Here is a 12,886-nt window from a genome sequence, read left to right on the forward strand (position 1 = left end):
ACCGACCGGGGACGTGGCGTCGCCGGACGACAACCTTCCCGGTCCCCCACCGCGTTGAGGGTGCGTCCGACCACACCAGACAGGGGAATGTCAGTGGAAGCCACCGAACGCGAGGCCGACTTCTCGGCCTACGTCCGAGCGCGACAGGCGTCGCTCGCGCGGTTCGCGTACCTGCTCACCGGAGACCCGCACAGCGCGGAGGACCTCGTCCAGTCCGCGCTCGCCCGGGTCTACGCCAAGTGGGACCACATCCGGGCCGTCGAGTCGCCGGACGCCTACGTGCGCAAGGTCATGGTCAACGAGCACACGACGTGGTGGCGCCGCGCCTGGCGCCACCGCGAGCGCACCGACAGCGAGCTCATCCGGGTCATGGACCCGGCCGCGGCCCCGGCGACGGGGCGGGACGGCGAGCTGTGGGCGCACGTGCGCTCCCTCGCTCCCCAGCAACGGGCCGCCGTGGTCCTGCGCTACTACGAGGACCTCACCGAGGCCCAGACCGCGGAGATCCTCGGCATCTCCGTCGGCACCGTCAAGAGCCACACGAGCCGCGCGATCAGCTCCCTGCGCAGCACCATGAAGGAGGTCACGCCGTGACGACACCGGACCCCCAGGAGCACGAGCTCCAGTCCCTGCTCCGCTCGCACGCCGACCGGGTCGACGTGCCCGGTGACTTCGCGCCCGGTGCGATCGCCCGGCGCCGTCGCGACCAGCGCACCCGCGCCACGCTCGGGGCGGTCGCGGCCGTCGCCGTCATCGCGGTCGCCGTGCCCACGGTGTGGTCGGCCGACCGGGGCACGCCCCCGCCGGTGCCAGCGGTGTCGACGTCCTCGACCGAAGCGCTGCCGTCGCCGACCGGCTCGACGCCGGTGCCCACGACGCGGCAGACCGAGCAGGCCACCGCGACGCGCGACACGGCATACGCCCTCGACGACACGATCCGCTTCGGCGACACGGTGATCCAGCTCGAGAAGGACACCGTCGTCGAGAGCTTCGCGGTGCTGGCGGGTGGCGGCTTCGTGCTCCAGTCGCACCTCTCGACCGGTGCGTCGCAGAGCGAGATGGAGATCCTGTCGCCGACGGGACGCACCGTGGCCGCGCTCGGCGCCTCGGGGATGTATGCCGTGTCGGCCGACGGCACGCGCGTCGTCGCGAAGAGCGGCACGTCCGACACGGTCGTCGTCCACGACGCCGCCGGCGTGGAGCTGGCCCGTCGCGCCGACCCCCGCGAGGTGGCCGCCGTCGTCGGCGACCTCGTCTACCTCGGGGGCGACGGCCAGCAGGGCTCGCTCGAGTGGAACGTCTCCACCGGGAGCACGCGAGCGCTGCCGGCGCACGTCGTGGCGGTCTCGAACGACGGCCGCCGCGCCGCGCTGCGGTGGTCGGTCGCCGGTGACGCGATGGACGAGGCCTGCTGGGCGGTCGTCGACCTGACGCAGCCCTCGTTCCCGAGGACCGTCGAGCGCTGCGGCGCCGGCGAGAACCCGTCGATGTTCATGCCGAACGCCTTCTCGAGCCGCGGCACCTACCTCGTCGGCTCGATGGCGGTCGACGGTGGCTACTGGTTCAGCGCGGGCGTCGTCCGGGTCGCGGACGGCTCCACCGCGCTCGGCGGCACCGGCGACGCCACCGTCTCGGGCTGGACGTGGCACCTGGCCGACGACGAGTCGACGTTCGTCATCTCCCGCAACACCTCGCAGCCGCTCTCCCCGGCCACCGGCAACACGCTGCAGTCGTGCAGCCTCGCCCTGGGCTGCACCGTCCTCGGGGCACAGCAGCGACCCCTCGACCGCGACGGCACGACGGAGCCGAGGTATGTCCTGCCGCGGTGACGGTCCCGAGCCGCACGCCCGACCAGCGGCTCAGGCCGGGAGTGGCGGGACGGGGCGCGGGCCGGTCGCCTGCTCGAGCGCGTGCGCGATCTCGAGCAGGCGGGCGTCCTCCCCGATCGGCGCGACGAGCGTCGCGCCGACCGGCATGCCACCCGAGCGCAGCCCGGCCGACACCGTGACCGCCGGGAAACCGGCCGTCGCGTAGACGTTCGCGTGGCGGTTCGAGAGGCTGAGCAGCACGTCGCTGCCGGAGGCGTCGAACGTCCGCGCGAGCAGCGAGGCCGCCTCCTCCGTGCACCGCTGCGCTGCTTCGACGTATGCCGTGGCCGACCCCGCACGCAGGACGGCCAGCCCGAGCAGGGCCTGACCCGAGGGCATCCGCGTGCGCGGCCTCCGGAGGTTCCAGGCGAGCAGGTCGGCGGCTCCCTCGACCGGGAGGTCGGCCTCCCGGGCGGCGGAGACGAGGTGGGGCACGGTGTCGTGCACGAGACCGCCGAGCACGACGTCGGGGAAGGTCCGGTCGAACGTCGCGAGCGCCCCGTCGCGGTCGCCGAGCCGCACGTCCACCACATCGGCGCCCGCAGCCGCCAGGGCGGCGACCAGCCGGGCCAGCACGGCGTCGTTGTCGGTGGTGTCCTCGAACGGCGTGCGGTGCGAGAGCACGTCGGCCCGGAGGACGCCGACGCGGGCGCCCTCCAGGGTGCGCGCGTCGGCGGGCAGGTCGACGTGCACGGGACGCCGCGCGACGACGGCGAGCACCGCGGCGACGTCGGCCACCGAACGCGCCACGGGGCCCGCCGAGTCCTGGGTGCGCACGAGCGGGACGACGCCCTCGCCGGAGACGACGCCCCGGCTCGGCTTCATCGCGACGACGCCGGTGAAGGCGGCCGGCACCAGGAGCGACCCCGACGTCTCGGTGCCGAGGCTCGCGACGGTGAGCCCGGCCGCGACGCCGACGGCCGACCCGCTGCTCGAGCCACCCGGGGAGTACTGCGCACCAAAGGGATTCACCGACTGGCCGCCGACCGCACTGAACCCCGGCCTCGTCGACATGGCACCCGCGAGCTCGGAGAGGTTCGCCGTGCCGAGGATCACGGCACCGGCCGCACGCAGCCTCACGACGACCTCGGCGTCACGCTGCGCGACGTGGTCCGCGAGCAGCATCGACCCGACGGTCGTGCGCATCGGAGGGGCCGTCTCGATGTTGTCCTTGACCGTGACCGGCATGCCGTCGAGCGGTGAGGCGACGCCTCCCGCGCGCCGGCGCTCGTCCGCGGCCGCGGCCTCGTCCAGGGCGTGGGGGTTGAGCTCGATGACGGAGCGCAGGACGTCATCGTGCTCGCGAATCCGGCTGAGGCACAACAGGACGAGCTCGGTCGACGTCAACCGACCGTCGTCCATGAGCTCACCCAGCCTGCTGATGGTGGACCCGTCGACGAGGCCCGCGACACGCTCGCGACGGTCGCGCGAGAACCCGGCGAGCGCGGCGTCGAAGGGCGACGTGTCGAGCGGTCGGAGTCGCGGCGTCCGGGCGGCCCGGCGGGCCACCCAGAGGCCGGTCACCACCGATCGTGTGACGACGAGGCGACGGTTCACCCGACCCATGATGGCCGTCTCCCCCGCGACGCGCGGCCGAATCCCGCAGAGGCCCTTGTGCATCCGTGACGCGGCCCTACGCTTGGCGTGAGCGTCCCGGGGGAACGGGTCCGCTCATCCGGCTCCACCCGGCACGGAAGGACCCTCATGCCCGATCACACCACGACCGCCCCCACGCCGGACCTCGCCCGCAAGGCCGTGGCCGAGGGCGTCGGCACCTTCATCCTCGTCTTCTTCGCCGTCGGCTCCGCCGTCTTCGGCATCGACACCATCGGCGCGGTCGGCGTCGCCCTCGCCTTCGGACTCGTGCTGCTCGCCCTCGCCTACGCGATCGGGCCCGTCTCGGGTTGCCACGTCAACCCCGCCGTCACGCTGGGTGTCCTGATGCGCCGGGGCATCACGACCCAGGAGGCCGTCGCCTACTGGGTCGCGCAGGTCGTGGGCGCGCTCGTCGGCGCCGCGCTGCTCAAGCTCATGGTGTCCGGCTTCGGCGGGGTCGCCGACGCGACCGGCGCGCTCGGAACGAACAACTGGGGCAAGACCATCTCGGCCGGCGGCACGTTCGTGCTCGAGGTCGTCATGACGTTCCTGCTCGTGTTCGTCGTGCTCCTCGTGACGAACCGCGCCGCGGCACCCGGCTTCGCCGGCCTGGCGATCGGCCTCGTGCTCACCGTGATCCACCTCGTCGGCATCCCCCTCGACGGCACGTCGGTCAACCCCGCCCGCTCGCTCGGCCCGGCCCTGCTCAACGGCGGCGAGTCGCTGACGCACGTCTGGATGTTCGTCGTCGCTCCCCTCGTCGGCGGCGCCGTCGCCGCGCTCGCCGCGCCCTTCTTCGAGACCCGGACCGCCGGGTCCGACACCGACCCGACGGGGGCGGACGTCCCCGCCTGAGCAGGCCGACCGCCGTGAGCGACAGCTCCGAGCTCGCACCCTCACCACGCGCCGGCGGACGGTGGGTTCGCTGGACGGCCGCCCTCGTCGTGCTCCTGTGGTTCGGGGTGGGCGGCGCCGGCGGCCTCTCGTCGGTCGCCTCTCGGAGGTGGCGACGAACGACGACGCCGACTTCCTGCCCCGTCCGCCGAGTCCACCGCCGTGAGCAAGGTCGTCACGCGCCGTCGGCGAGTTCCTGCAGACCCCGCCACAGGCCGCGATCCCGAGCGAGGACGGGAAGGCCGCCCTCGTGCTCGTGGCCTTCGTCGCCGACCGGGCGGAGGAGACGATCAACGGCGACACGGCGCTGTATGCCGTCGCGAGCGCCCTGCGCGACGCCGGCGCGGCGACGCTCGCCCCCTCGGGGCTGGCCGTCCACGTCACGGGCGCCGGCGGCTTCTTCGCCGACTTCATCATCGCCTTCAGCGGCATCGACGGCATCCTGCTGCTCGTGGCGCTGGGCGTCGTCTTCCTCATCCTGCTCATCGTCTACCGGAGCCCGATCCTGCCGTTCGCGGTGCTCGTCACGGCGATGTGCGGGCTCTCGCTCGCCGCCCTCGTCGTCTTCCCGCTCGCCCGCCACGGCGCGATCAGCCTGAGCGGGCAGAGCCAGGGCATCCTCTCGATCCTCGTCGTCGGCGCCGCCACCGACTACGCACTCCTGCCCGTGGCCCGGTTCAAGGAGGAGCTGCACGACCACGCGTCGACGTGGGTCGCCATGCGAGGGGCCTGGCGGGCGACCCTCGAGCCGATCGCGGCGAGCGCGGCGACCGTCCTGCTCTGCCTGCTCTGCCTGCTCTGCCTGCGGCTCTCGGAGCTCGGCAGCACCAAGGGCCTCGGCCCGGTCGGCGCGCTCGGCATCGCGGGCGCCTTCGTCGCGGCGCTCACCTTCCTGCCCGCCGTGCTGCTCCTCGCCGGCCGACGGATCGTCTGGCCGCAGGTGCCGCGCGTCGACCACGTGCACCGCGCGGACTCCGTCGGCACGCGGGGCATCTGGGGCCGCGTCGCCGGACTCGTCGGGCGTCGCCCCCGCCGCACGTGGGTCGTCACGCTCGTGGCGCTCGTCGCGTGCGCGGCGTTCCTGCCGACGCTCGAGGCCCGCGGCACCGCGCAGTCGGACCTCTTCCTCACCCGGGTCGACTCCGTGACCGGTCAGAAGGTGCTGGCCCGGCACTTCCCGGCCGGCTCGGGCTCACCGGTTCAGGTCGTGGCGCCGGAGGCCGAGGCGGCCGACGTCGTCCGGGTGCTCGAGTCTTCCGAGGGCGTGAGCAGCCCCCAGGTCGGGCTCCTGCCCGGCCGACCGCCCGTGCTCGTCGACGGCTCCGTCGTCATCCAGGCCACGCTCGACGCCGCCGCCGACACCGTGGCGGCGGAGGACACCGTCGAGTCGCTCCGCAGCGCGCTCGACCGCGTCGGCCCCGACGTGCTCGTCGGGGGGTCGACGGCCACGAACCTCGACGTGCGGCTGGCGAGCGCCCGCGACCTGCGGGTCATCATCCCGACCATCCTCGGTGTCATCTTCGTCGTGCTCATGCTGCTGCTGCGCTCGCTCGTCGCGCCGCTCGTGCTCGTCGCGGCGAACTTGCTCTCGTTCGCGGTGACGATGGGCGTTGCGGCCCTCGTGTTCAACCACGTGCTGCACTTCCCCGGGTCCGACCCGGCCACGCCGCTCTACGGCTTCGTCTTCCTCGTCGCCCTCGGGATCGACTACTCGATCTTCCTGATGACGCGCGTGCGGGAGGAGTCGCGGCTGCGCGGCACCCGGCCGGGCATCCTCGTGGCGCTCACCGTCACGGGCGGCGTCATCACGAGTGCGGGGCTCGTGCTCGCCTCGACCTTCTCGGCCCTCGCGGTGCTGCCGATCCTCTTTCTCGTCCAGATCGCCGTCATCGGCGTTCGGTGTGCTGCTCGACACGCTCGTCGTGCGCGGCCTGCTCGTGCCGGCCGTGGCGTACGACATCGGCGAGCGGATCTGGTGGCCGGTGGGTCTCCCCCGCGCCGGACGGCACGAGGCGCGCGTGGGCGGAGGGGGTGCGCGCGACGGAGAGCCCGCGGACGGGCCGACGGGGCAGCCGGGCTGAGCGGCGTGCGTCAGCCGGCGGCCTCGAGCGACCCGGCGACCGCGGGCTGGCGGCCGTAGCCGCTCGTGCGGGCCCGGCCGAGCGCGGGCACGGCGCCGGCCAGGGTCTCGAGGTAGACCGCGCGGCGCGTCGAGCCGGACTCCTGCTGCGGCGTGAGCCCGCCCGCGTGCACGTCGTCCGCGTAGTGGGCCTCGAGGCCGGTTCGGAGCAGGCGGAGGGCCTCGCTGCGCTGCTGCGAGATGGCCGAGGAGGTGAGGCCGAGCTCGGTCGCGACGTCCTTGACCGCCTTGCCCTCGAGGTAGATGGCCGTGACGATGAGCTGGAGGCGCTCCGGCAGGGAGGCGACGGCCGCACGGAGGTACGCCGTGCGCTCGCGGGCGAGGAGCGTGTCCTCGGGCGCGGCGAGGTCGGCCACGATGGCTTCGGCCGACTCGTCGAGGGTGCCGACGGTGCGGGCGGCGTCGGCGAGGCTGGAGCGCACCTGCTCACGCGTCAGTCCGGTGGCCGCGGCCATCTCGTCGTCGGTCGGGGTGCGACCGAGCTGGGCCGAGAGCGTGCTGCTCATCGACTTGAGGGCCGTGATGCGCTGGCGCGTGCCTCGGCCCGCCCAGTCCATCGAGCGCAGCTCGTCGAGCAGGGCGCCGGAGATGCGGCGACGGGCGTACGCCCCGAACGGGACGCCGGCGGTGGGGTCGAAGGAGTCGGCCGCGAGCACGAGGCCGATCGCCCCGACCGAGGCGAGGTCCTCGCGCGAGAGGTGGGTGGAGCGCGCACACAGGTCCGACACCAGGTAGCCGACGAGCGGCAGGTTGTCGACGACGAGCTGGTTGCGCTCCGTTGTTTCCACTGGACCCCTCAGACGTGCACGATGACGTGGCGTCCGGCACGGGCGGGTGCGACGGGATGTCGGCGCCTCCGGACGTGTCCATTTTGGGTCGCTATGTTCGGTTTGTATCCGGAATCAGAAAAATGCCGAGAAAATTCTTTTCGTCCGGCGTGTCGCTCCACGGGTCACGCTCGCGGGTCGTGCCGGGGCGCGCCGCGGGAACCCCTCGAGGGGCTGCGGCGAGACCCTCCGACGCGAAGTCGGAGCGGTGTCCTACGGGGTGCTGGCCGAGGGGTCCGACGGGGTGCCGGACGGTGCGTCCGGCCCGCGGCCGACGAGCCCGCGCAGCACGTCGTCGGCACTGGCCTGGGTGGCCTCGAGGTTGGCGTCGGCCACCGCCCCGAAGATCTCCTCGCGCTTGATCTCGAGGTGGCGTGGGGCGTCGATGCCGATGCGGATGCCGTCCGTGCCGCGGCTCTCGAGGAACGTGATGACGATGTCGTCGCCGATCATGATCTTCTCGCCGGGCTTGCGGGTGAGTACGAGCATGGGGATCCCCTTCCGTGGGTGCGAGTCGTCAGCCCGGTCGCCTGCGGCGCCTCACAGCACCGTCCGTGGTGCAGGCATCCCGTCCACCCACCCTACGGGAACGCGCAGCCAGTTGACGGTGTGAGGCGAGAGCGACTCCCCGGCCCCCACGACGGCGAGCGCGTCGACCTCCATCACCGCGCGCACCCGGTCGACCCAGGCGCTCGTGTCGTCCGGCTTGTGCCGGGCATCGACGACGACCCAGACCTGGTCGGGCGCGAGCGAGGCCGCCGCCTCGAGGTGCGGCAGCCCACCGGTGGGTGAGCCCGGGTCGCACGCCACGAGCACGGCGGCGCCCACCTCGACGGCGAGCGCCCGCGAGCGCACGGCGTCCCAGCGACCGGTGAGCCGGGGACGGGCGGCGGGCGCGCTGGCGCCCGCGCCGTAGACGGCCCACCCGCTGCCGGTGCCCCCACCGCCGGCCACCTCGAGCATCGAGGCCGTCACGTGCAGGGCGCTGTCGCCGAGGCCGACGACGAGCACGAGGTCGCCCGGCGCCGACAGCGGCGCCGGCACCGCCCGCCCGGCGCGGTCGTCGCCCAGGCGCGCGAGCAGCTCGGTCAGCTGGGGCGACTCCGTCGAGACGTCCGGCACGACGGTGGCCGGGCGCACCGGCGCACCTGCGAGCGGGGCGCCGGGCACGGGTGCCCGGGTCTCGACCACGGGCGCAACCGGGCCGGGCGCCCCCGCCGGGTCCGGCGCCCCCGGGTGACCGGCCGGCCCTACGGGGCCGGTCACCCGCGCGAGGCCGGTCGGTCGGTCGGCGCGACCGACGAGGTCGGCGTTGACGTCGTCCTCGCTGCTGTCGGCGTCGTCGAGCAGCGCGAGGATGCCGGCGCGGTCGCTCAGCACGTGGCCGGCCGGCGCCACGACGACGTCCGCCGTCCGGGTGTCCGGGCCCGCCTCCGACGGTGGCCGGGGCTGGTCGGGCACCTCGACCATGACCTCGAGGTGGCGGCGTCCGAGGAAGCCGGCCACCCCGGGGTCGAGCACGCGCTCGGCGCGCACGATGCGCGCGTCTGCCCCGTAGAGCTCGGTCGCCTCACGCGTGAGCTCGTCGAGGGAGCGACCCTCAAGCAGGAACTGAGGCGCCAAGGCGCACCACCCCGATCGTCTCGATGCTGACGTCGGCCGAGGTCACCTCGGCGTAGGAGAGGACGGGCACGCCGCGCGGGGCGGGCGGCAGCAGCTTGCGCATGGCCGGCCGCAGCACCGGCGCGCACACGAGCACGGCCGACTTGCCGGCCGACTCCGCGGCCGCCACGGCGGCGCTCAGGGAGGCGAGCACGGCGTCGAGGCGGGCCGGGTCGACGACGAGCTGGGTGCCGCCCTCGGCCGGGCGCAGGTCCTGCACGAGGCTCTGCTCGAGCGTCGGCTCGATGGTGATGACCGGCAGGTGCCCGTGGTCGGCGAAGCGCGCCACGAGGGCCGGGCCGAGCGAGGCCCGGGCCGCCTCGACGAGCGACTCGGGGTCGTTGGCGACCTTGGCCCGGAGGCTGAGCGCCTCGTAGATGCGGGTGAGGTCGTTGATCGGCACCTGCTCCGCGAGCAGCCCCTGCAGCACCCGGTGGAGCTCGGCGAGTGAGAGCAGGGAGGGGGTCAGCTCGTCGACGGTGGCGGGGCTCACGGCCTTGACACCCTCGGTGAGCACGCGCACGTCCTCCCGCGAGAGCAGCCGCGCCGCGTGGACGTTGACGATCGAGGACAGGTGGGTCACGAGGACGCTGACCCGGTCGATGAGGGTCGCGCCCGTCATCTCCGCGCTGTGGCGCAGCTCGGTCGGGATCCACTTGCCGGCCAGGCCGAAGACGGGCTCGATGACGGCGTCACCGGGCAGGGAGTCGAGCGCCTCGCCGAGGGCGAGCAGCTTGCCCGACGGGGCGACGCCCCGGGCCACGTCGACGCCCGCGACGCGGATGGCATACGTCGTCGGGGGCAGCTCGACGCTGTCGCGCGTGCGGACGGGCGGGATGACGACCCCGAGGTCCATGGCGATCGTCTGGCGCAGCGCCTTGACGCGCCCGAGCAGGTCGTCGGGCGAGCTGCCGACGAGGTCGACGAGGTCGGGGGCGAGGAGGATCTCGAGCGGGTGCACGCGCATCTTCTCGAGGATCGCCTGGTTCGGGTCCTGCTCGGGCGCCTCCTCCGCGGCCGCAGCAGCGGCGGTCGCGGCGGCGGCGTCGGCCGCCTGGGTGGCGCCGACGCGGCGCGAGGCGATGATGAGCAGCCCGCCCACCCCGAGGAAGGGCAGCGGCGGCATGCCGGGCAGCAGCGCCATGACGAGGGCCGCGCACCCCGCGACGAGCAGGGCGGTGCGTGACTGGGACAGCTGCTTGGAGGCACTGCGGCCGAGGTCGGTCTCGGAGTTCGAGCGCGTGACGATCATGCCGGTCGAGACGGCCATGAGCAGCGCGGGGATCTGCGTCACGAGGCCGTCGCCGACGGTGAGCAGGCTGTAGGTGTTGAGCGCGTCGGTGATCGACAGGCCGCGCTGCACCATCCCGACGCCGATGCCGCCGACGACGTTGACGATGATGATGATGATGCCGGCGATCGCGTCGCCCTTGACGAACTTCGACGCACCGTCCATCGCGCCGTAGAAGTCGGCCTCCGCGGCGACCTCGGCGCGCCGCTCGCGCGCGACGACGTCGGTGATGAGTCCTGCGTTGAGGTCGGCGTCGATGGCCATCTGCTTGCCCGGCATGGCGTCGAGGGTGAAGCGCGCCCCGACCTCGGCCACGCGCTCGGCGCCCTTGGTGACGACGACGAACTGGATGACGACGAGGATGAGGAAGACGACGATGCCGATGATGAGCGAGCCGCCGACGGTGACCTTGCCGAAGGCCTCGATGACGTGGCCCGCGAAGCCCTCGCCGAGCACGAGCCGCGTCGACGCGACGTTGAGGCCGAGCCGGAAGAGCGTCGCCACGAGCAGGAGCGAGGGGAACACCGAGAAGTCGAGCGGCTTGTTGACGAACATGCTCGTGAGCAGGATGACGAGCGCGAGCGCGATGTTGCAGACGATGAGGACGTCGAGCAGCGACGAGGGGATCGGCACGACGAGCAGCAGCACGATGCCGACGATGCCGACGGGCACGGCGAGCCGGGCGAGGTCGCGGTTCACGGGTGCGCTCCTTGGGTGTGACCGGTGGGTCCGGGTGCGGGACGGTGGCGGCCGGCCGGGGTGGGCGGCTGGCGGGGCACGGTGTGCACGCCGGCGGCGGAGCCGCGTGCCTTGAGGGCCATGACGAAGGCGAGCACGCCGGCGACGGCGGTGTAGAGCTCGACGGGGATCTCCTGGCCGATCTCGCAGCCGGCGTGCAGGGCGCGGGCGAGCGGGACGTCGCGGACCATGGGCACCCGCTTGTCCTCCGCCTCCTGGCGGATGCGGGCCGCGATGGTGCCCGCGCCCTTGGCGACGACGCGGGGGGCGGCCTTGCCGGGCTCGTAGCGCAGCGCGACCGCGACGTGCGTGGGGTTGATGAGCACGACGTCGGCGTCGGCGATCGCGGCGATCATGCGGTTGCGTGACATCGCGAGCTGCCGCGAGCGGCGCTGCGAGCGCAGCATCGGGTCGCCCTCGCTCGTCTTCGCCTCGTCCTTGACCTCCTTCTTGCTCATCCGGGTCTTCTTGCGGTTGCGGCGCATGACGACCATGACGTCGGCCGCGGCGAGCACGAGGCCGGCGAGGACCGCGAAGCGCAGGAGCGAGGCCGCACCGTCACCGGTGACGTCGATGAGGCCCGACACGGGCAGGCCGCCCGCGGTGAGCAGCACCGGCACGAGGTCCTGCACGACCATCCACAGCACGAGCCCGACGACCGCGGTCTTGAGCAGGGCCTTGGCCCCGCCCCAGAGCGCCTGCTTGCCGAACATCCGGCCGATGCCCTGGACGAGGTTGAAGTTCTGGAACGAGGGCGAGAGCTTCTTGACGTGCACGCCGCCCTGGAGCACCGCACCCGCGATGACGCCGACGAAGACCGCGGCCACCATCGGCATCAGGGTCCAGCCGACCGACGACAGCCCGTCACCCAGGGCGGCGAGCGCCCGCGCGGGGTCGGGGTCCTCGGCCACCGAGCGCATCGTGAAGAGCTGGCTGACGCTCGCGTCGGCGCCGCGCGAGATCGTCATCGGGATCATCGCCGCACCGAGGCCGACCGCGAGCCAGGCCGTGAGGTCCTGCGACTTCGACAGCTGGCCCTTCTGGCGCACCTCGCGCATCCGCTTGTCGGTGGCCTGCTCGGTCTTCTCCTGACCGTCGTCAGCCATCAGCTCACCCCCATCAGCATGCGCGCTGCCTGGTTGGCGAGGGCCGAGACGATGCGCGGCAGGGCGAGGAACATGAAGCCCGCGAGGCCGAGCGTGATGAGGATCTTGAGCGGGAAGCCGAGCTGGAAGGCGTTGAGGGCGGGCGCCACGCGCGTCAGCAGGCCGAGGCCGACGTCGGCGAGGAAGAGGACCGCCATGAGCGGGCCGGCGATCTGCACGGCGGAGACGAACATGCCGGTCACGGACGTCGTCATCATCTCGACGGGCCGCGACAGGTCGATGCCGCCGCCGAGCGGGATCGCGCCGACGGTGCTCGTGAGCCCGCCGATGACGAGCTGGTACCCGTCGCTGCTGAAGAGCAGGGCCAGGGCGGTCATCTGGGTCAGGCGCGTGAACTGCGCACCGTTGACCATGGTCTGCGGGTCGTAGCCCTGCGCGAGCTGGAAGCCGCCGGCGAGGTCGATGAGGGCCCCGGCGGACTGGATGGCCGCGAAGACGAGGTAGACGATGAAGCCCAGCGCGAAGCCGGTGACGAGCTCGAGGACGAGGCCGGTGACGAAGGCCGCGTCGCCGCGGCCCGTGTAGGTCGCGCCGGCGCGCATCGACACGGCGAGACCGAGGCCGACGCCGAGCATCGCCTTGATCCGGGCCGGGAAGGCGTTGTGCGAGAACGGCGGTGCGATGAAGAGGAACGCCGTCATGCGGACGATGGCGAGCAGGGTCGCCTCCGCCCACGCCTGGTCGATGGGGATGTTCATCGTCGC

At 73.4% G+C, this 12,886-nt stretch carries 11 protein-coding genes; 4 read left to right on the forward strand and 7 right to left on the reverse strand.

Going from position 1 to position 12,886, the window contains the following annotated elements; translation table 11 throughout:
- Positions 1 to 87: 87 nt before the first annotated feature.
- Both ABT295_RS09075 and ABT295_RS09080 read left to right on the forward strand, forming a co-directional pair.
- Positions 88 to 594: a SigE family RNA polymerase sigma factor gene (locus ABT295_RS09075; protein WP_502991083.1), complete on the forward strand. Its 507-nt coding sequence runs from the start codon at positions 88 to 90 to the stop codon at positions 592 to 594.
- A complete protein-coding gene (locus ABT295_RS09080) occupies positions 591 to 1,829 on the forward strand; it encodes a hypothetical protein (protein WP_352394034.1) in 1,239 nt (412 codons plus the stop codon). Before ABT295_RS09075 ends, ABT295_RS09080 begins: the two co-directional genes overlap by 4 nt.
- A gap of 30 nt (positions 1,830 to 1,859) precedes the next feature.
- Here the strand turns inward: ABT295_RS09080 and ABT295_RS09085 are convergent, their stop codons facing one another.
- Positions 1,860 to 3,425, reverse strand: a complete 1,566-nt coding sequence (locus tag ABT295_RS09085) for an amidase family protein (RefSeq protein WP_352394035.1) — start codon at positions 3,423 to 3,425, stop codon at positions 1,860 to 1,862.
- Between the two features lie 147 nt (positions 3,426 to 3,572).
- Between ABT295_RS09085 and ABT295_RS09090 the strand changes: the two genes are divergently transcribed.
- Both ABT295_RS09090 and ABT295_RS09095 read left to right on the forward strand, forming a co-directional pair.
- Complete coding sequence (locus tag ABT295_RS09090; protein WP_352394036.1) at positions 3,573 to 4,319, forward strand: aquaporin; 747 nt, start codon at positions 3,573 to 3,575, stop codon at positions 4,317 to 4,319.
- Between the two features lie 289 nt (positions 4,320 to 4,608).
- Positions 4,609 to 6,498, forward strand: coding sequence for an MMPL family transporter (locus tag ABT295_RS09095; RefSeq protein ID WP_352394037.1), 1,890 nt, complete (start codon positions 4,609 to 4,611; stop codon positions 6,496 to 6,498).
- On the opposite strand, the gene ABT295_RS09100 is transcribed toward ABT295_RS09095, so the two are convergent.
- From ABT295_RS09100 to ABT295_RS09125, 6 genes are all read right to left on the reverse strand, one after another.
- On the reverse strand, positions 6,450 to 7,286 hold the full coding sequence (locus ABT295_RS09100) for a sigma-70 family RNA polymerase sigma factor (protein ID WP_352394038.1): 837 nt from the start codon (positions 7,284 to 7,286) through the stop codon (positions 6,450 to 6,452). The two genes, ABT295_RS09095 and ABT295_RS09100, sit on opposite strands and share 49 nt — an antisense overlap.
- 252 nt (positions 7,287 to 7,538) lie before the next feature.
- The gene (locus ABT295_RS09105; protein ID WP_352394039.1) at positions 7,539 to 7,814 is read right to left on the reverse strand and encodes a carbon storage regulator; all 276 of its coding nucleotides are present in this window, start codon (positions 7,812 to 7,814) and stop codon (positions 7,539 to 7,541) included.
- 51 nt (positions 7,815 to 7,865) lie between these two features.
- Positions 7,866 to 8,948: a hypothetical protein gene (locus ABT295_RS09110; protein WP_352394040.1), complete on the reverse strand. Its 1,083-nt coding sequence runs from the start codon at positions 8,946 to 8,948 to the stop codon at positions 7,866 to 7,868.
- Complete coding sequence (locus ABT295_RS09115) at positions 8,926 to 10,977, reverse strand: flagellar biosynthesis protein FlhA (RefSeq protein ID WP_352394041.1); 2,052 nt, start codon at positions 10,975 to 10,977, stop codon at positions 8,926 to 8,928. Before ABT295_RS09115 ends, ABT295_RS09110 begins: the two co-directional genes overlap by 23 nt.
- Entirely contained in the window at positions 10,974 to 12,122 is a 1,149-nt protein-coding gene (locus tag ABT295_RS09120; protein WP_352394042.1) for an EscU/YscU/HrcU family type III secretion system export apparatus switch protein, read from the reverse strand. The genes ABT295_RS09115 and ABT295_RS09120 overlap by 4 nt, the downstream gene beginning before the upstream one ends.
- Positions 12,122 to 12,880, reverse strand: coding sequence for a flagellar biosynthetic protein FliR (locus ABT295_RS09125; protein WP_352394043.1), 759 nt, complete (start codon positions 12,878 to 12,880; stop codon positions 12,122 to 12,124). Before ABT295_RS09125 ends, ABT295_RS09120 begins: the two co-directional genes overlap by 1 nt.
- Positions 12,881 to 12,886 lie beyond the last annotated feature (6 nt).

The sequence above is a fragment of the Terrabacter sp. NPDC000476 genome, assembly GCF_040300125.1.
Taxonomy (GTDB): Bacteria; Actinomycetota; Actinomycetes; order Actinomycetales; family Dermatophilaceae; genus Terrabacter.

What these genes read in the sequence shown, in the direction of transcription:
- ABT295_RS09090 (WP_352394036.1), top strand. Translation starts at nt 3,573, where the DNA reads ATGCCCGATCACACCACGACCGCCCCCACGCCGGACCTCGCCCGCAAG.
- ABT295_RS09120 (WP_352394042.1), bottom strand. Translation starts at nt 12,122, where the DNA reads ATGGCTGACGACGGTCAGGAGAAGACCGAGCAGGCCACCGACAAGCGG.
- ABT295_RS09125 (WP_352394043.1), bottom strand. Translation starts at nt 12,880, where the DNA reads ATGAACATCCCCATCGACCAGGCGTGGGCGGAGGCGACCCTGCTCGCC.
- ABT295_RS09105 (WP_352394039.1), bottom strand. Translation starts at nt 7,814, where the DNA reads ATGCTCGTACTCACCCGCAAGCCCGGCGAGAAGATCATGATCGGCGAC.
- ABT295_RS09075 (WP_502991083.1), top strand. Translation starts at nt 88, where the DNA reads ATGTCAGTGGAAGCCACCGAACGCGAGGCCGACTTCTCGGCCTACGTC.